The following is an 18653-nucleotide window of genomic DNA, read 5'->3' on the forward strand; positions in this document are numbered from 1 at the left end:
CAATAAAAATGGATGTGTTTGAATTAAACTGCTTGCGATGGGAAGAATGGCATTTCTTGACGAAAAAATAGGGGATTGATTAGAATGGGCGGCCAATTGGTCAATCCAATTTATGGCCGTCTGAATAAAACTGTCCTTCAATCATCAGGAATACAACATGACGAAATTGGTTCGTCCGCAAAAAATCAGCGATCAGGTTTTAGCCGTTTTGGAAGAACGTATTGCGACCGGCATTTATGAAGAAGGCAGTAAATTGCCTCCCGAACGTACGCTCGCTGAAGAATTCGGCGTATCGCGGCCGTCGGTCAGGGTGGCGTTGAATATTTTAATTGCCAAGCAGGTTTTGGAAGCGCGGCAGGGCGATGGCTATTATGTTTCCGTCAAACCGCAGCAGGATTTTTTACAAAGCTGGCAGGATTTGCTCGGCAAACATACCAATTGGGAAACAGATGTATTCGATTTCAGCTGCCATGTTGAAGGCTGTATGGCGGCACTGGCCGCCGAAAGACGGACTGATGCCGATTTGAAACGCATTGACTTTTGGCGGCAGAAATTTGAAGCGGCCTGCGAAAGCGGAAATTTGGAGCATCAAGCCGAAGCAGACGTCAGCTTTCATCAAACCATTGCCGATGCCGCACACAATATCCTGTTCAGCCACCTTTCCAGCAGCCTGCTCAAAATGCTTTATCAGCAAACACGCAGCGGCATTATCTATATCCATCAAACCGAAGATCCGCGCCCGACACTGATTGCCCAGCACCGCACTATTTTTGAAGCCATTGCTCAGGCCAAACCGGCCGAGGCGGCGGAAGCGGCCAAACTGCATTTGAATTATGTCGCGCGCCGCATTTTGCAGGACAGGGAATATCAAAGCCGCAGCGAGCATGCGGATGTATTGGCACAAAATGATTTGAAACGGGTAGATTGGTAGCGTTTCAAAATAATCAGGCCGTCTGAATTTTTTCAGACGGCCTGATTTTGCAAATAAGGCCTTTTAGTGCCACAATCTTCCCCATTCTGTCTAAAAACAAAGGAAGCACCATGTACCGTCATGTCGAGTATTATCCGGGCGACCCGATTTTGAGTTTGGTTGAAACCTTCAAACGCGACGAGCGCCCTGAAAAAGTCAATTTGAGCATAGGCATTTATTTTGATGACGAAGGCAAAATGCCGGTTTTGGAATCTGTCCGCCGGGCAGAAGCAGAGCGTGCGGCCGTACCGCGCCCATCGCCTTATTTGCCGATGGAAGGTTTGGACACTTATCGAAGCGCGGTTCAGTATTTGTTGTTTGGCAAGGATAATCAGGCGCTGGCAGAAGGGCGCGTTGCAACCATACAGACTTTGGGCGGCTCGGGGGCGTTGAAAGTCGGTGCCGACTTTTTGCACCGTTGGTTCCCTGAAGCGAAAGCCTATGTCAGCGACCCGACTTGGGACAACCATAAGGGTATTTTTGAAGGCGCCGGTTTTGAAGTGGGGACGTATCCTTATTACAACCCTGAAACCGTCGGCGTAAAATTTGAAGAAATGACTGCGTTTTTCAAGACCTTGCCGGAAAACAGCGTCTTGATTTTACATCCATGCTGTCAAAACCCGACCGGCGTCGATATGTCGCAAGCGCAATGGGATGAAGTGTTGGACATCATTAAAACGCACAAGCTGATTCCGTTTATGGACATTGCCTATCAAGGTTTCGGCGAGGATTTGGACAGCGATGCATATGCGATTCGTAAAGCCGTCGAAATGGGTCTGCCTTTGTTTGTCAGCAACTCTTTCTCGAAAAACCTGTCGCTGTACGGCGAGCGCGTCGGCGGTTTGAGCGTAGTGTGTCCCAATAAGGAAGAAGCAGAGCTGGTGTTCGGACAGTTGAAATTTACCGTCCGCCGTATTTATTCCAGTCCTGCCACGCATGGCGCATACATCGCTTCTGATGTGATGAACAGCGATGATTTGCGTGCTTTGTGGGAAAACGAGGTTTATGCCATGCGCGACCGCATCCGTGCCATGCGTCAGAAACTTTATGATGTTTTGACGGCCAAAATCCCCAATCGCGATTTCAGTTATTTCATCAAACAGCGCGGCATGTTCAGCTATACAGGCCTGACCGTAGAGCAGGTACACCGCCTGCGCGACGAGTTTGCCGTTTATCTGCTGGATTCGGGCAGGATGTGTGTGGCCGGTTTGAATGCATCGAATATCGATTATGTGGCTGAGGCATTTGCCAAAGTGTTGCAATAGCCGTTTAATCTGAAATTGAATGTAGTTTTATTTGAAGTAAATCAAAAGGCCGTCTGAAAAATTTTCATCTTTCAGACGGCCTCTTTATAATTGGCGCACCCAACAGGGATCGAACCTGTGACCTCCAGCTTCGGAAACTGACACTCTTCCAACTGAGCTATGGGTGCGAAAGCCGTAAGGTTAACGCATATTGGCTTTATTGGCAAAGTTTATCTTGAAAGTGTCTGAAAGTGGTATTGGCGGTCACGCTTTTGCATGGGTGGAATATTCAAATAACTACAAAGGTTTACAAGAATCAGATGGCCTTTTTGAGGATTTTTGCGTATCTTTTTCTCAAGATGGATTGGAAAGCCTTTGCGAATTCAGTATAATCCAGCAAAATATTGTTAACTGCGTTTAACACATAAACTATAACTTACAGCACAACCTAACCTAACGGCGAGGCCTACCAAATGAAACAACTCCGCGACTCCAAAGCCCAAGGCTCTGCATTGTTTACCCTTGTGAGCGGTATCGTTATTGCCATTGCAGTCATTTACTTCCTCATCAAATTGGCGGGCAGCGGCTCGTATGCAGACGTTGCCCAATCTTCCGAAACTGCTACCCAAACCCGCATCCAGCCCGTAGGACAGCTTACCTTGGGAGACGGCATTCCGGTAGGCGAACGCAAAGGCGATCAGATTTTCAACAAAATCTGTATCCAGTGTCACGGCGCAGACAAATCCGTCCCCAACGCGCCGAAAATCGAAAACAACGGCGAATGGGCTCCCCGTATCGCCCAAGGCTTCGACACCCTTTTCCAACACGCTTTGAACGGCTTTAACGCCATGCCTGCAAAAGGCGGCGCAGCCGATTTGACCGACCAAGAACTCAAACGCGTCATCGCTTACATGGCGAACAAGAGTGGCGGTACCTTTCCTGATCCGGATGCCGCAGCTCCTGCCGATGCAGCCGCTTCCGGTGAAGCCGCTTCAGCTCCGGCGGCTGAAGGTGCAGCTCCTGCAGAAGCCCCTAAAGCAGATGCGGCCAAAGCAGATGACAAAGGTGCGGCAGCTCCGGCAGCCGGCGGCGCAGACGGCAAAAAAGTTTACGAAGCCAACTGCCAAGCATGTCACGGCGGTGCAGTTCCAGGTGTTCCTCATGTAGGTAAAAAAGAAGACTGGGCTCCTCGTATCAAACAAGGTAAAGACACCCTGCACAAACACGCACTCGAAGGCTTTAACGCAATGCCTGCCAAAGGCGGTAACGGTAGCCTGAGCGATGATGAAGTGAAAGCTGCAGTTGATTACATGGCTAATCAGTCTGGTGCTAAATTCTAAGATTTGATTTCGAATCTCGAATAGAAAGCGCATTCTGCAAAAGGATGCGCTTTTTTCGTGCAGGAAATCCGGATCTTGCTATAATACTGAAGTAGTAAATTATTCTCATGATCAAGGGTCGTCTGAAAGATTCAGACGGCCTTCGAATACAATCAAGATTCTTTTAAAGAAGTTCAACCATATTCACATACGACAAAACAATCACGGAGTTATCTCATGGCAAAAAAATATTTCGGTACTGACGGTGTGCGCGGCGAAGTCGGTCAATTCCCTATTAATCCTGATTTTGTCCTGAAATTAGGCTATGCGGCAGGCCAGGTTTTGGTGCAGCACGAAGGCGAAATCAAACCGACCGTCTTGATCGGTAAAGACACGCGTATTTCAGGCTATATGCTGGAAGCCGCGCTGATTGCCGGTTTTACCGCCGCCGGTGTCAATGTTATTCAAACCGGCCCTCTGCCGACTCCGGGCGTAGCGTATTTGACCCGTGCTTTGCGTTTGTCTGCCGGTGTGATGATTTCTGCTTCCCACAATGTTTATTCCGATAACGGCATTAAATTCTTTGCCGAAGGCGGTGTGAAGCTGAGCGATGAAATCGAGTTGGAAATCGAAGCCAAAATCGATGAGGAAATGAAAACCCAGCCGTCCAGCCGTCTTGGCCGCGCGCGCCGGATTAATGGTGCGGATGACCGCTATATCGAGTTCTGTAAATCCACTTTCCCAAGTCATTTGGACTTGCGCGGTCTGAAATTGGTGGTCGATACCGCCAATGGTGCAGGCTATGCGGTTGCGCCTAAAGTATTCCATGAATTAGGTGCGCAAGTGGTCAGTATCGGTAATGAGCCGAACGGCTACAACATCAATGAAAAATGCGGTGCGACCCATCCGAAAGCTTTGCAAGCCGCTGTATTGCAAAATGAAGCCGATTACGGCATTGCCTTGGACGGCGACGGCGACCGTTTGATGATGGTTGACCGCAATGGCAAAGTGTATGACGGCGACAGCTTGATTTATGTAATTGCCAAAGCACGCGCGCACGAAGGCGTGGAAATCGGCGGCGTGGTGGGTACGGTAATGACCAATATGGCGATGGAAGTTGCTTTGAAAGAGCAGGGTGTTGATTTCTGTCGCGCTAAAGTGGGCGACCGCTATGTGTTGGAACAGCTCCACCAACGCGGTTGGCTGATTGGCGGCGAAGCCAGCGGTCATATTTTGTGCATGGATAAACACAATACTGGCGACGGCATTATTTCTGCGCTGCAAGTTTTGGCTGCATTGCAAATCTTGAATCAAGACCTTGCCACCGTTTGCGCCGATTGGCAGCCGTATCCGCAAACCATGATTAACGTCCGCATCAAAAAAGGCCAAAACTGGCAGGATGCTTCCAAAGAGGCTTTGGCTGAAGTGGAAAAAGAACTCGAAGGCAAAGGCCGCGTGGTCTTGCGTGCATCCGGTACCGAGCCTGTCGTGCGTGTGATGGTGGAAGCCAAACAGGCGGACTGGGCGAAAAAAGGTGCAGAAAAAATTGCCGCCGCCATTCAAGGTCAAAAGTAACAGTATTTTTGATGTTGAATTGAACTAAATAAAAGGCCGTCTGTTGTTCAGACGGCCTTTGTGTTTCATTAGAAGCTTAATTGCTCAAGACATCAACGCCTTTAGGAGGCGTGAATTTGAACATACCGCTGGAAAGGTTAGGCTTGGTGTTCAAACCGCTGAAGCTGATGCTGGTTTGGTTGCCGAAGCTGTCTTTCAGCTGCATGGCGGCGAGGTTGTCGCCTTTGAAGCCGATGCGGATGTATTGGTAGCCGGCGTTGTTTTTCTTAGGCGTAGCCAAAACGTAGTCGATGCCGTTGGCAGAGCCGTCTTCTTTCAGCGTGTAGCTGCTGTCCAATGCCGTTTTATTGGAGAGGATGGCGGCAGGGCTGTCGCCGATGGTTTGGTCTTGTGAGGACTTGGTTACTTGCGCCAAATCTACGTCATAGAGCCAAATGGTTTTGCCGTCGCCGACGATGGTTTGTTTGTAGGGTTTGGTGTATTCCCATTTGAACAAACCCGGGCGCAGGATTTTGAATGTGCCGTATGTGGTTTGGGTTTTCTTTTTGCTGTGAACGGTTTGGCTGAAGTTGCCGCTGATACCGTCGGCGTCATTATTGAATTTTTTCAGGGCGTCCACTGCGCCGGCTTGTGCAAAGCCGATGGCTGAAGAAAGCAGCGCGGCAGCGGTCAGGGTGAACAGTCGGGTAGTTTTCATGTTTTGGTTCCTTGTTCGGAGAGATGGGTTCAGTATAGACGTTATGGTGTAACAGGCAAGGGGCTGAAGGGCGGGTTTAATTTGTGTAAATATGAAAAAACTAAGCAAGTACCTGAAATAATTTTATTTCTTCAGACGGCCTGTATTTGGTTTTGACGTTTTTTTAATGAAACGCATAAGGGCTTGGTGTGGTATTTAATGTCATTTTACGGAAAGCGTGAAATTATAGTCTTTCTGTTTACTTTTTAAAACGGTTATAATATTTATCTTTTGAAAACAATGGTTTTGTATGTATCTGAATCCTTATCCTTTATTGGAACAGGCTTTGCTATCGGACAATCCGGATGAAAAAGGAAAATTGACGCAGGCCTTGTTTGCGCAGTTGGGCGAGGCGGAAGGCTTGACGGCTGAAGCGTCGAAACCCGTGGATTGCCGTTTTGCCGGTCATCCGTTGCGTCCGCGTTTGGTTGCACCTTCGGAGGTTACGCCGCGCAAGATGAATACGGTCGAAGGCTATGCGGCGATGTTGCATGCGATTGCGCATATTGAATTTAACGCGATTAATCTGGCTTTGGATGCGGCGTATCGTTTCCGCAATATGCCGTTTCAGTTTGTGCGCGATTGGGTAAGGGTGGCGAAAGAAGAAGTGTTTCACTTCGGCTTGATGCGTGGCCGTCTGAACAGCTTGGGCTACGATTACGGCGATTTTGAAGCGCACGGGCATTTGTGGGACATGGCGTATAAAACCGCTTACGATCCCTTGTTGCGCATGGCTTTGGTGCCGCGGGTATTGGAAGCGCGCGGTTTGGATGTTACGCCGGGTATTCGTGCAAAAGTGGCGCAGCGTGGCGATATGGAAACCTGCGATGTGCTGGATATTATTTACCGCGACGAAGTGGGGCATGTCGCCATCGGCAATCATTGGTATCAGCATCTTTGCCGTGAGCGCGGTTTGGAACCGGTCGCCCTGTTCCGCAGCCTGATTGCGCGTTACGATATGTTTATCTTCCGCGGCTACGTCAATATCGAAGCGCGGGAACGTGCAGGATTCAGCCGTTTCGAGCTGGATATGTTGGAAGATTTTGAGAAAAGTTTGAAACAGGATAAAAAGGCCGTCTGAAACGGTAAAACCATCATGGCACATCATCACGATCATTCGCACGCACACACGCATACCGCTAATAAGCAGGTATTGCGCACTTCATTTTTTGTTATTGCCGGATTTATGCTGGTTGAGGCGGTCGGCGGCTGGCTGACCAATTCTTTGGCCCTGCTTTCCGATGCGGGGCATATGTTCAGCGATGCGTTTTCGCTGGGCATGGCATTGTGGGCATTCAAACTTGGCGAGAAACAGACCACGCTGCAAAAGACATTCGGTTATAAGCGTTTTGAAATTTTAACGGCGATGTTTAACGGATTGTCGCTGGTGTTGATTGCGGCGATGATCTTTTATGAAGCAGTCAAACGATTGTTTTATCCGCCGGAAATTTTGACGGGCGGCATGTTGGTGGTCAGTATCATCGGATTGCTGGTCAACATCGGCGTCGCCGTTTATATGTTGAAAAATAGCGATACCGAAGAAAACGTCAATATGCGCGGTGCGTATCTTCATGTAATCAGCGATTTGTTCGGCTCGATAGGGGCGATTGTCGCAGCAGTGCTGATAATGGCGTATGGCTGGCAATGGGCGGATACGGTTGCCAGCGTATTGGTGGCGGCTTTGGTAGGGCGCAGCGGCTGGACGCTGTTTAAACAGACTTTGCACATTTTGATGGAAGGCGCGCCGGAAAACATCCATACCGATGAGTTGCTCAGCGTGATCCGCAATACGGAAGGCGTAAAATCCGTTCATGACTTGCATGTTTGGACGATTACCAGCAATATCCACGTTTTATCCTGCCATATTGTCGTAGATGGCAGCATGACGGTTGCAGAGTCCGAACAGATCGCCTACCGTATCGAACATGAATTGGCTCATCACAACATCGGACATTGTACGATTCAGATTGAAAGCGAACGGCATCCGCATAAAGATGAAGTCTTGTGTTCGCAGGAAATGCATGAACACCATCACCATTAACCATATTCAGGCCGTCTGAAACTTGTTGAATTGTTCAGACGGCCTTCTAAAATCATCAAAGGAACACTTATGACCCAAGCCGTATTATTCGACCTTGACGGCACGCTTGCCGATACCGCACTTGATTTGGGTGGCGCGCTCAACACGGTATTGCGCCGACACGGTTTGCCTGAAAAAAGCATGGATGAAATCCGTCCGCAGGCCAGCCACGGTGCGAGCGGTTTGCTCAAACTCGGTGCAGGCATTACGCCCGAGCATCCGGACTATATGCAATGGCGCAAAGAGTTTTTGGACGAATACAGCCGCTGCTATGCCGATCAAACCATCTTGTTCGACGGCGTAAACGAAATGCTGGAAGCCTTAGTTCGATGCGGTATCCAATGGGGCATTATTACCAACAAGCCCATGCGCTTTACCGATGCCCTCGTGCCTAAACTCGGGTTTACCGTGCCTCCTGCCGTGATTGTCAGCGGCGATACTTGCGATGAACCCAAGCCCAGCGTGAAGCCTATGTTTTATGCATGCGAAGAGATTGGCGTTGAGGCGCAGCGATGTTTTTATGTCGGCGATGCCGAGCGCGATATGCAGGCAGGCAAAAATGCAGGCATGACGACCGTGCTTGCCGATTGGGGCTATATTTCTACCGAAGACCAAACCGAAAACTGGCTTGCCGATTTCCGTATTGCCACGCCTTTGGATTTGTTGGCAATCTTGCGTTAAAACCCTGTAATAATCCGTTTTCAGACGGCCCGAAACGGCGTAAAATCACATAAATTTGTATTTTTTCAACCGTTTTACTACTTGTAAAGAGAAAAATCATGTTCTTCAAGCATATCGAAGCAGCTCCTGCTGATCCGATTTTAGGTTTGGGCGAAGCGTTTAAAGCCGAAACCCGTCCCGAAAAAGTCAATCTCGGCATCGGCGTGTACAAAGACGCATCCGGCGCAACGCCTATTGTCAAAGCCGTCAAAGAGGCTGAAAAACGCCTGTTGGAAAGCGAGACAACTAAAAACTACCTCACCATCGACGGCGTTGCCGATTACAACGAGCAAACCCAAATCCTGTTGTTTGGCAAAGACCACGAAATCATTGCCAGCCGTCGCGCCAAAACAGCGCAAAGCCTTGGCGGTACAGGTGCATTGCGCATTGCGGCCGAATTTGTCAAACGCCAGTTGAACGCGCAAACCATCTGGATTTCCAATCCGACTTGGCCAAACCACAACGCCATCGCCAAAGCGGTCGGTATCCAAGACAAACCGTATCGTTATTATGATGCCGCCAAACACGGTTTGGATTGGGACGGCATGATTGAAGACTTGAGCCAAGCGCAAAAAGGCGACATCGTCCTGCTGCACGGCTGCTGCCACAACCCCACCGGTATCGACCCTACGCCCGAACAATGGGAAACTTTGGCTAAACTTTCTGCCGAAAAAGGCTGGTTGCCACTGTTTGACTTTGCTTACCAAGGCTTCGGTAATGGTTTGGAAGAAGATGCCTACGGCTTGCGCGTATTCTTGAAATACAATAAAGAATTGCTGATTGCCAGCTCTTATTCCAAAAACTTCGGCATGTACAACGAGCGCGTCGGCGCGTTCACTTTGGTAGCTGAAGATGAAGCAACAGCAGCCCGCGCCCACAGCCAAGTCAAAACCATCATCCGTACCTTGTATTCCAACCCGGCTTCACACGGTGCGAACACCATTGCGCTGGTGTTGAAAAATGATGATTTGAAAGCACAATGGATTGCCGAACTTGACGAAATGCGCGGCCGCATCAAAGCCATGCGTCAAAAATTTGTCGAATTGCTTAAAGCAAAAGGTGCAACCCAAGACTTTGATTTCATTATCGAACAAAACGGTATGTTCTCTTTCAGCGGCTTGACTCCTGAACAAGTTGACCGTTTGAAAAACGAGTTTGCCATTTATGCCGTCCGTTCCGGCCGCATTAATGTTGCAGGCATTACCGATGACAACATCGACTACCTGTGCGAAAGCATTGTGAAAGTCTTGTAATTGTCGAATTAAAGGCAAAGGCCGTCTGAATCATTCAGACGGCCTTTATTTTTGGTTGTCGAAGCTTATCCGGCAACTGCGTTAATTCCCCAATAAATCATGGCATAGCGCAGCAGTTTGCCTGCAATCAGAATGATGGCGCAATGCAGGGCATTGAGCCTGAGCCAGCCTGCGGCAAGGGGGAGGGCATCACCGATAATCGGTAGCCATGCGAACAATAGCGGCCAAATTCCCCAACGATTAAGCCTTTCCAACATTTTTTCAGACGGCCTTTTTTTATTTGGAAACATCCTGCCCATGTAATACGAAACCATACTGCCCAAGCCATTCGCCAATCCGGCACACAAACATGCGCCGAGGGCATGTTGCGGATATTGGTACACAAATGCGGCGTATGCCGCCTCGGATGTACCCGGAAGTAGTGTGGCAGAAGTAAAGGCAGAGGCAATCAGGCCAAGGTAAGCGTAAAGAAGGGGCATATTTTGAGTTATATCAATGAGTATTGTAAAAAAGAAATAACAGGCTTAATAAGAGGATTATGCCTTTATTTTTAATCTATTAAAATATAAATCCAATATTATTGAATTTTTTAAAATTAAACGGCTGAAAGATAATGTAGTCGGCTGTTAGAAAATAGTTTTCAAAGTGACGGATTATCAGTATGATACGGGCGGCTGTTAATGGGTGTTAAGTTCAATGAACTGATTTAAGCTCGTTTTTCCAGCAAATCTTAACAAAACGAAAGGCAAATCATGTCTGCGCATTCACAACAAAATCATACTCCTGCGCTGGTCGTCCTAACCACACTCTTTTTCATGATGGGTTTCATTACCTGCATGAACGATATTTTGATTCCGCATTTGAAAGATATTTTCGACCTGACTTATGTTCAGGCAATGCTGATTCAATTCTGTTTCTTTACCGCTTATGCGATTATGTCGATTCCGATGGGCTATTTGGTCGGCAAAATCGGCTATAAAAACGGCGTGATTAGCGGCTTCGTATTGACCGCCATCGGCTGTCTGCTCTTCTATCCTGCTGCCGGCAGTCATTCTTATGCAACTTTTTTGGGTGCATTGTTTATTTTGGCTTCAGGTGTAACACTGTTGCAAGTAGCGGGTAATCCTTATGTGACTTTGCTGTCCAAACCGGGTAAAGAATCTGCAACACTGACTTTGGTTCAGGCATTTAATTCTTTGGGTACGACCATTGCTCCGCAAATCGGCGCATTCCTGATTTTGGCTGATGCAACACAAACTGTCAGCAAAGCCGAGCAAATTTCTTCCGTTCAAATTCCGTATTTAGGGTTGGCCGGTTTGCTGATTATTTTGGCTGTTTTTGTCAAAATGATTCGTTTGCCTGATGCGCGTAAAATTGCCGAAGAAGAGAGCGAACATAACCATGATGGCAAACACAGTGTTTGGCAATACCGTCATTTGGTTTTTGGTGCGGCCGGTATTTTCTGTTATGTCGGTGCGGAAGTATCCATCGGTTCTTTATTGGTCAGCGTGTTGGGCTATCTGAAAGGTTTGGACCACGCATCTGCCGCAAAATATTTGTCGTTCTACTGGGGCGGTGCAATGGTTGGCCGTTTCTTAGGCTCTGCCATCATGGCGAAAATTGCGCCTAACCGCTATTTGGCATTTAACGCTACTGCTGCTGTTGCCTTGTTGGGCGTTGCTATGTTGGCAGGTAAAGCCAGTGCGGATATTGCGATGTGGGCATTGTTGGCCATCGGCTTTTTCAATTCCATCATGTTCCCAACCATTTTCTCTTTGGCAACCAAAGGTCTGGGCCGATTCACCAGCAGCGCTTCCGGCGTGTTGTGTACTGCGATTGTCGGCGGTGCGGTTGTGCCTGTGGTACAAGGTTGGGCAGCGGATACTTACGGCTTGATGATTTCTTTCGTTGTATCAGCGATTTGTTATGTTTATATCGTCTTCTTTGCTATAAAAGGCTACAAAGCTGACGAATAATTCATCATGATAACAGGCCGTCTGAAACCTTATGGGATTTCAGACGGCCTTTTGACTTTGTGGCATAATGATTTAAATGACAGGAGGAAAAAATGGCCAAAATCATTTTGCTGCATGGCTTGCACATGCATTCGTGGGTCATGAGGCCGCTGGCGTATTTGCTGGAACAAGAAGGTTTTGAAGTTGCGCTGTTCGATTATTGCAGTGTGTTGCACGCGATGAATCGGCATGTTGAGGACTTGGCGGGATGGATTGATGAGAACCATGCTGATGAAACGCTGCACTTTGTGGGTCACAGTTTGGGCGGCTTGGTTTTACGCAATTTTGCGGCGGCATATCCGGATAAAGTCAGCGGCCGTATCGTTACCATGGGTACGCCGCACCAAGGCAGCCGGGCTGCGCAACGCGTGCTCAATTTGGGTTTGCAAAAGCCGGTATTGGGCGGCTCTTACAAAGGGGCGTTGGACGGCAGTATGCCTGAGTTGCCTGTCGGTATTGAGCTAGGCAGTATCGCCGGTAACAAACCGTATGGTCTGGGCCGTGTTTTAGGTTTGCACGGCGAACATGATGGTACGGTCTTGGTCAGCGAAACGCATTGTCCGAATATGCGCGATCATGTCGTTTTGCCGGTCAGCCATAGCGGTATGCTGTTCAACCGCAAAACTGCCGGACAGGTGGTGGCATTTTTGCATGATGGATATTTTAAAAAGCAATAAAACACCATTTATTCTAATTAAAAAATATTTTATACTAAATAATTCGTTTATTTTAAAGAAAATGGCAAGGATTTGTGAGCGTTGTTTTCGTAAAATAATCAGCAGGCCGTCTGAAACCGGTTTTTCAGACGGCCTGTTATGCTAAAATCTGTTAAATACTTATTAAAAAGGCAAAGAACAATGTTTGCTTTCAAATCCTTACTCAATATGCCGCGTTTCGAGGCCATTGCGGTGGCCTTGGCTTTGGTGGCGGCAATGGGTTATACGATTATTTCGCTTGAATGGCTGCCGCATATGTCGATTGTGACGGCGATCGTGGTCTTGCTTTTGTACGGTTTGATGCGCGGCTTGAAATATCAAGACATGCAAAACGGTATGATAGGCGCGGTCGGGCAGGGCATGGGCGCGATTTATCTGTTTTTCTTTATCGGACTGATGGTCAGCGCGTTGATGATGAGCGGTGCGATTCCGACGCTGATGTATTACGGTTTCGGATTGATTTCACCGACTTATTTTTATTTCTCGGCGTTTGCGCTTTGCTCGGTCATCGGTATTTCCATCGGCAGTAGTTTGACGACTTGTGCAACTGTCGGCGTGGCCTTTATGGGTATGGCGGCTGCGTTTCATGCCGATATGGCGATGACGGCAGGTGCGATTGTGTCGGGTGCGTTCTTCGGCGATAAAATGTCGCCGCTTTCCGATACGACCGGTATTTCCGCTTCGATTGTCGGCATTGATTTGTTCGAGCACATCAAAAACATGATGTACACCACTGTGCCTGCGTGGTTGATCAGTGCGGCATTGATGTTGTGGCTCTTGCCCAATGTTGCCGCACATGACATGAACAGCGTCGAAGCTTTCCGCGCGCAATTGGAAGCAACCGGTTTGGTGCATGCTTACTCGCTGATTCCGTTTGCCTTACTGGTTATCCTTGCCCTGATGCGCGTCAATGCCATTGTGGCCATGTTGTTTACCGTTGTGGTGGCGCTGATTGTGACTTACTTCCACAGTACGCCTGATTTGAAACAGCTGGGCGCGTGGTTTTACAGCGGATACAAACTCGAAGGCGAAGCATTCAAAGACATTGCCCGCTTGATTTCGCGCGGCGGCTTGGAAAGCATGTTCTTTACGCAAACCATCGTGATACTCGGCATGAGCTTGGGCGGTCTGTTGTTCAGCATTGGTGTGATTCCGTCTTTGCTGGAAGCCATTCGTGCGTTCCTGACCAATGCCGGACGCGCTACTTTCAGCGTGGCCATGACATCGGTCGGCGTCAACTTCCTGATTGGCGAGCAATATTTAAGTATTCTGCTTTCCGGCGAAACCTTTAAGCCGGTTTATGACAAACTCGGCCTGCATTCGCGCAACCTTGCCCGTACGCTGGAAGATGCGGGTACGGTCATCAACCCGTTGGTTCCTTGGAGCGTCTGCGGCGTATTTATCAGCCATGCCTTGGGCGTGCCTGTTTGGGAATACCTGCCTTATGCCTTCTTCTGCTACTTGAGCTTGGCTCTGACGCTGGTGTTTGGCTGGACAGGGCTGACTTTGAGTAAAAAATAAACAGTAGGCTGTTTGATCATCAGGCCGTCTGAATGCGTTTCAGACGGCCTGCTTTGTTTGAAGCAGCCCCATCGGATATAATTGCCGCGCCATATAAAAACAATTCCAACCATGAACAAACAAATCCGCCAAGAAATTTTCGAGCGTTTCCGCGCTGCCAATCCGCATCCGACTACCGAGTTGAATTTCAGTTCGCCGTTTGAGCTGCTCATCGCTGTTTTATTGTCTGCGCAGGCGACTGATGTCGGCGTGAACAAAGCGACTGCAAAGCTCTTTCCCGTTGCCAATACGCCGCAAGCCATGTTGGATTTGGGGCTGGACGGCGTGATGGAATACACCAAAACCATAGGCCTCTACAAAACCAAGTCCAAACACATCATGCAGACTTGCCGTATTTTGCTGGAAAAATACAATGGCGAAGTGCCTGCCGACCGAGAGGCTTTGGAATCTTTGCCCGGTGTTGGCCGGAAAACTGCCAACGTGGTATTGAACACTGCATTCGGGCAACCTGTTATGGCGGTCGATACCCATATTTTCCGTGTGGCCAACCGTACTAAAATCGCGCCGGGCAAGGATGTGCGCGAAGTTGAAGACAAGTTGATGCGCTTTATTCCCAAAGAATTTTTGATGGATGCCCATCATTGGTTGATTTTGCACGGCCGCTATACATGTAAGGCTTTGAAACCGCAATGCAGCAAATGTTTGATTAATGATTTGTGCGAATATCCGGCAAAACTGTAAATAAAAACAGATAAAAAAAGGCCGTCTGAATTTCAGACGGCCTTTGATTTGGCTGTGATTAGTCGGCAACTGCCATCAGGCTGGCGTTACCGCCGGCAGCGGTAGTATTGATACTGCAAGAGATTTCTTCAAATACTTGCAGGATGTCCAGACCTTGTTCGGAAGGCAGGATGCGGATGAGCGCACCGTCGCGGCCGGCCAACTCTTGTTTGCGCTCGCTGCTCAAAGGCTCGATAGCGGCAACATGGCTGATGCCTGCGTTTTCAGGTTTGCTGTTGACTTGCAACAAACCGTCCAAATCGGCTGAGTAGGAAGCCAACGGGCTGTTAGGCTCAACAACGGTTTGGATGCCTGCGGCTGCCAGCTCGGTCAGGGCAGAGAAGGCTTGCAGCAGATTGCCGCCATGTACCCAAACGCGTTTTGGAGAACGCCAGCTCAATGAGTTGCGTTCGCCGGTCGGGCCGACCAATACGGTTTCGGCTTTGCGCAGGGTACGGACGCGGGCGTGACCCAAAGCTGCGGCTGCGGCTTTTTTCTCTTCGGCGTTAAACGGCAGTTTGTGAACCAGGGTTTCCAAACGTTTGAGCGCGTCTTCGTCTGCTTGGCCGATGCGGCTGAGGGTTGGGGCAACCCATTCAGGAGTACGTACCAGGCGTTGCAGATAGAATGAACCGCCTGCTTTTGGACCGGTACCGGACAAGCCGTGACCGCCGAAAGGTTGTACGCCGACAACGGCACCGACGATGTTGCGGTTAACGTAGATGTTACCGGCTTCGATGCGGTCGCGGATGTGGTCGACAGTGCCTTCGATACGGCTGTGTACACCGCTAGTCAGAGCATAGCCTTTGGCATTGATTTGGTCGATGAGTTGATCCAATTCGCTGGCGCGGTAGCGGACAACGTGCAGTACAGGACCGAACACTTCGCGTTGCAACTCGTTCAGGTTGTTCAATTCAAACAGGATTGGACGAACGAAGGTAGAGTTGTTGTCATTAACGTCGGCGGCAGTTTTGATTTCGTGGTAAGCCTTCGCTACGCCTTTCATTTTGTTGATGTGGGCCAACAGGTTTTGTTGGGCTTCAGCATCGATGACAGGGCCGATGTCTGTGGTCAGTTGGATCGGTTTGCCGACAACCAGCTCATCCATTGCACCTTTGATAATGTTGATCATTTTATCGGCAACATCTTCTTGAACACACAAGATACGCAGGGCGGAACAACGTTGGCCCGCGCTGTCGAAGGCAGAGTTCAATACGTCGAGGCAGACTTGTTCCGGCAGGGCGGTAGAGTCTACGATCATCGCGTTTTGACCGCCGGTTTCGGCAATCAGGACAGGGCTGTCGTCGCGTTTGGACAGGGCTTTGTTGATCAGGCGCGCTACTTCGGTAGAACCGGTGAAGATCACGCCGCCGATGCGGGCATCGTCGGTCAGGGCGGAGCCGACATCACCTGCGCCGAGTACGAGTTGCAGCGCAGAAGTCGGAATACCGGCTTGATGCATCAGGGAAACGGCGTAAGTAGCAATCAGGCTGGTTTGTTCGGCAGGTTTGGCGATAACGGTGTTACCGGCAGCCAGGGCGGAAACGACTTCGCCGGTAAAGATGGCCAATGGGAAGTTCCATGGGCTGATGGCAACGATTGCGCCGACGGCTTTGGCATCTTTAGGCAGGGTGTTTTCAGCTTCGTTGGCATAGTAGCGGCAGAAGTCAACGGCTTCGCGTACTTCGGCAACGGCGTTGTTCAGGGTTTTACCGGCTTCGCGGACGGCCAGCATCATCAATGCAGGCGTGTGTTGTTCCAACAAATCCGCAAAACGGCGCAGGCAGTCGGCGCGTTCTGAAGCAGGTTTGGCGCTCCACTCTGGCAGGGCGGCAACGGCTGCGCCAATAGCTTCTTGGGCCAATGCTGCATCGGCAAAGCTGACAGTGCCGACAACATCGTTGTGGTCTGCAGGGTTGCGGACGGGTTGCGCTTCGCCCACGTTACGCGCTTCGCCATTGACGATAGACGCGGCGTGGAAGTCTTCGGAAGAAGCTTGGTTGAGTTTTTCTTGCAGGTTTTGCAATACGTTTTCGTTGCTGAAATCGACGCCTTGGGAGTTCAGACGGCCTTTGCCATACAAATCGCGTGGCAGAGGCAAGGCCGGATGCAGGTGGATGCCTTGTTCGGCGATGGTGTCGAACGGGCTCTTAATCAGGCGGTCGATGCTGATGTTTTCGTCAACGATTTGGTTCACGAAAGAAGAGTTCGCACCGTTTTCCAACAGGCGGCGTACCAAGTAGGCAAGCAGGGTTTCGTGTGTGCCGACCGGGGCATACACGCGTACGCGGCGGCCTAAGTTTTGCGGGCCGACCACTTGGTCGTACAAGGTCTCGCCCATGCCGTGCAGACATTGGTGTTCGAAGTCCTTGCCTTTACCCATTTGGTAGATTGCGCCCAAGGTGTAGGCGTTGTGTGTGGCAAATTGTGGGAACACGGCATCTTGCGCATCCAAGAGTTTGCGTGCGCAGGCAAGGTAGGAGATGTCGGTGTGGACTTTACGGGTGTAAGTCGGGTAGCCGTCCATGCCGTCTACTTGGGCCCATTTCACTTCGCTGTCCCAGTATGCGCCTTTAACCAAACGGATCATCAGTTTTTGGTTGTTGCGGCGGGCTAGGTCGATTAAGTAGTCGATAACGAACGGGCAGCGTTTTTGGTAGGCTTGAACAACGAAACCGATACCTTTGTAGCCGGCTAAGTCAGGATCGGAAACCAAAGCTTCCATCAAGTCCAAAGATAATTCGAGACGGTTGGCTTCTTCGGCATCGATGTTGATACCGATATCGTATTTTTTACCCAAAAGGAACAATTCTTTCAGGCGCGGCAGCAGTTCGCTCATCACGCGTTCGTGTTGGGCGCGTGAGTAGCGTGGGTGGATGGCGGAAAGTTTGACGGAAATACCGTTGCCTTCGTAAACACCTTGGCCTGCGGCATCTTTACCGATGGCGTGAATGGCTTGGACGTAGTCGTTGTAGTAGCGGTTGGCATCTTCTTCGGTGTATGCGGCTTCGCCCAACATATCGAAGGAGAAGCGGTAACCCATTTTCTCGCGCTCTTTACCGTTTTGCAGCGCTTCTTCAATGGTTTGACCGGTGACGAACTGTTTGCCCAGCAGGCGCATGGCGTAGTTAACGCCTTGACGGATCAGAGGCGCGCCGCCTTTGCTGATCAGACGGCTCAATGCGGAACTCATCTGTTTGTCGTTTGTCGCGGTCAGTTTGCCGGTAATCAGCAGGCCCCATGCGGCCGCGTTAACGAAGAGGGAAGGGCTGTTGTTCAAGTGGCTTTTCCAGTTGCCTTCAGAGATTTTGTCGGCAATCAGGCGGTCACGGGTGGCATTGTCCGGAATACGCAGCAGGGCTTCGGCCAGACACATCAGTGCAACACCTTCTTCACTGGAGAGGGAAAACTCATGCATCAAGGCATCTACACCGCTGGCTTTGGTACGGCTGGCACGGACTTGGGTAACCAAACGACGGGCAAGCTCGGAAGCGGCGTTGCGCTCTTCGTCGGTCATCTGTGCACGTTGCAACATATCCTGTACGGCTTCGATTTCATCGCGGCGGTAGGCATCGGTTATCGCTTGGCGCAGAGGAGTTTGTGTTGGAAAAGCAAAGTTAAACATTATTTAAGTTCTCCAGAGGTTTTTTCATGATTTCAGACGGCCTGGATAGGATTGCTAAAACAGGTATTCTGAAGGATAGTAATATCGTAATAAATTTAT

The 18653-nt window shown here is 49.6% G+C and carries 16 protein-coding genes and 1 tRNA gene; 13 read left to right on the forward strand and 4 right to left on the reverse strand.

The window, feature by feature from the left end:
• Positions 1-157 precede the first annotated feature (157 nt).
• Positions 158-931 carry a FadR/GntR family transcriptional regulator gene (locus ACTHUG_RS10010; RefSeq protein WP_003747565.1) on the forward strand — a complete coding sequence of 258 codons (774 nt, stop codon included), beginning with the start codon at positions 158-160 and terminating at the stop codon, positions 929-931.
• A 110-nt stretch (positions 932-1041) separates the two neighbouring features.
• Positions 1042-2235: an amino acid aminotransferase gene (locus tag ACTHUG_RS10015; RefSeq protein WP_440386677.1), complete on the forward strand. Its 1194-nt coding sequence runs from the start codon at positions 1042-1044 to the stop codon at positions 2233-2235.
• Positions 2236-2326: 91 nt separating this feature from the next.
• On the opposite strand, the gene ACTHUG_RS10020 is transcribed toward ACTHUG_RS10015, so the two are convergent.
• Positions 2327-2402 (reverse strand) — tRNA-Arg (locus ACTHUG_RS10020).
• Positions 2403-2425: 23 nt separating this feature from the next.
• Between ACTHUG_RS10020 and ACTHUG_RS10025 the strand changes: the two genes are divergently transcribed.
• From ACTHUG_RS10025 to glmM, 3 genes are all read left to right on the forward strand, one after another.
• Complete coding sequence (locus ACTHUG_RS10025) at positions 2426-2635, forward strand: hypothetical protein (protein ID WP_049336282.1); 210 nt, start codon at positions 2426-2428, stop codon at positions 2633-2635.
• A gap of 52 nt (positions 2636-2687) precedes the next feature.
• Positions 2688-3554, forward strand: coding sequence for a c-type cytochrome (locus tag ACTHUG_RS10030; RefSeq protein ID WP_440386678.1), 867 nt, complete (start codon positions 2688-2690; stop codon positions 3552-3554).
• Positions 3555-3770: 216 nt separating this feature from the next.
• Positions 3771-5108 (forward strand): phosphoglucosamine mutase, encoded by a 1338-nt coding sequence (gene glmM, locus ACTHUG_RS10035; RefSeq protein ID WP_440377412.1) that lies wholly within the window; start codon positions 3771-3773, stop codon positions 5106-5108.
• A gap of 76 nt (positions 5109-5184) precedes the next feature.
• Here the strand turns inward: glmM and lolA are convergent, their stop codons facing one another.
• Positions 5185-5805: an outer membrane lipoprotein chaperone LolA gene (gene lolA, locus ACTHUG_RS10040; RefSeq protein WP_036493771.1), complete on the reverse strand. Its 621-nt coding sequence runs from the start codon at positions 5803-5805 to the stop codon at positions 5185-5187.
• A gap of 289 nt (positions 5806-6094) precedes the next feature.
• Here lolA and ACTHUG_RS10045 point away from each other — a divergent pair, with 289 nt between their 5' ends.
• The 4 genes from ACTHUG_RS10045 (at position 6095) to ACTHUG_RS10060 (ending at position 9897) form a co-directional block, all read left to right on the forward strand.
• Positions 6095-6925 (forward strand): ferritin-like domain-containing protein, encoded by an 831-nt coding sequence (locus tag ACTHUG_RS10045; protein ID WP_295697944.1) that lies wholly within the window; start codon positions 6095-6097, stop codon positions 6923-6925.
• A 15-nt stretch (positions 6926-6940) separates the two neighbouring features.
• Positions 6941-7885 (forward strand): cation diffusion facilitator family transporter, encoded by a 945-nt coding sequence (locus ACTHUG_RS10050; protein WP_440386679.1) that lies wholly within the window; start codon positions 6941-6943, stop codon positions 7883-7885.
• A 69-nt stretch (positions 7886-7954) separates the two neighbouring features.
• Entirely contained in the window at positions 7955-8605 is a 651-nt protein-coding gene (locus ACTHUG_RS10055; RefSeq protein WP_440386680.1) for an HAD family hydrolase, read from the forward strand.
• 98 nt (positions 8606-8703) lie between these two features.
• A complete protein-coding gene (locus ACTHUG_RS10060; protein ID WP_440386681.1) occupies positions 8704-9897 on the forward strand; it encodes an amino acid aminotransferase in 1194 nt (397 codons plus the stop codon).
• A 65-nt stretch (positions 9898-9962) separates the two neighbouring features.
• Here the strand turns inward: ACTHUG_RS10060 and ACTHUG_RS10065 are convergent, their stop codons facing one another.
• The gene (locus ACTHUG_RS10065) at positions 9963-10376 is read right to left on the reverse strand and encodes a YqaA family protein (protein ID WP_440386682.1); all 414 of its coding nucleotides are present in this window, start codon (positions 10374-10376) and stop codon (positions 9963-9965) included.
• A 273-nt stretch (positions 10377-10649) separates the two neighbouring features.
• Here ACTHUG_RS10065 and ACTHUG_RS10070 point away from each other — a divergent pair, with 273 nt between their 5' ends.
• The 4 genes from ACTHUG_RS10070 (at position 10650) to nth (ending at position 14890) form a co-directional block, all read left to right on the forward strand.
• Positions 10650-11873, forward strand: a complete 1224-nt coding sequence (locus tag ACTHUG_RS10070) for a sugar MFS transporter (RefSeq protein ID WP_070850976.1) — start codon at positions 10650-10652, stop codon at positions 11871-11873.
• A gap of 92 nt (positions 11874-11965) precedes the next feature.
• Positions 11966-12589, forward strand: a complete 624-nt coding sequence (locus ACTHUG_RS10075; protein ID WP_440386683.1) for an alpha/beta fold hydrolase — start codon at positions 11966-11968, stop codon at positions 12587-12589.
• A 180-nt stretch (positions 12590-12769) separates the two neighbouring features.
• Entirely contained in the window at positions 12770-14149 is a 1380-nt protein-coding gene (nhaC, locus tag ACTHUG_RS10080; protein WP_003747540.1) for a Na+/H+ antiporter NhaC, read from the forward strand.
• Between the two features lie 111 nt (positions 14150-14260).
• Positions 14261-14890, forward strand: a complete 630-nt coding sequence (nth, locus tag ACTHUG_RS10085; protein ID WP_003747538.1) for an endonuclease III — start codon at positions 14261-14263, stop codon at positions 14888-14890.
• Positions 14891-14948: 58 nt separating this feature from the next.
• On the opposite strand, the gene putA is transcribed toward nth, so the two are convergent.
• Complete coding sequence (gene putA, locus ACTHUG_RS10090; protein WP_440386684.1) at positions 14949-18554, reverse strand: bifunctional proline dehydrogenase/L-glutamate gamma-semialdehyde dehydrogenase PutA; 3606 nt, start codon at positions 18552-18554, stop codon at positions 14949-14951.
• Positions 18555-18653 lie beyond the last annotated feature (99 nt).

The sequence above is a fragment of the Neisseria sp. P0022.S009 genome (genome assembly GCF_051956675.1).
GTDB lineage: Bacteria > Pseudomonadota > Gammaproteobacteria > Burkholderiales > Neisseriaceae > Neisseria.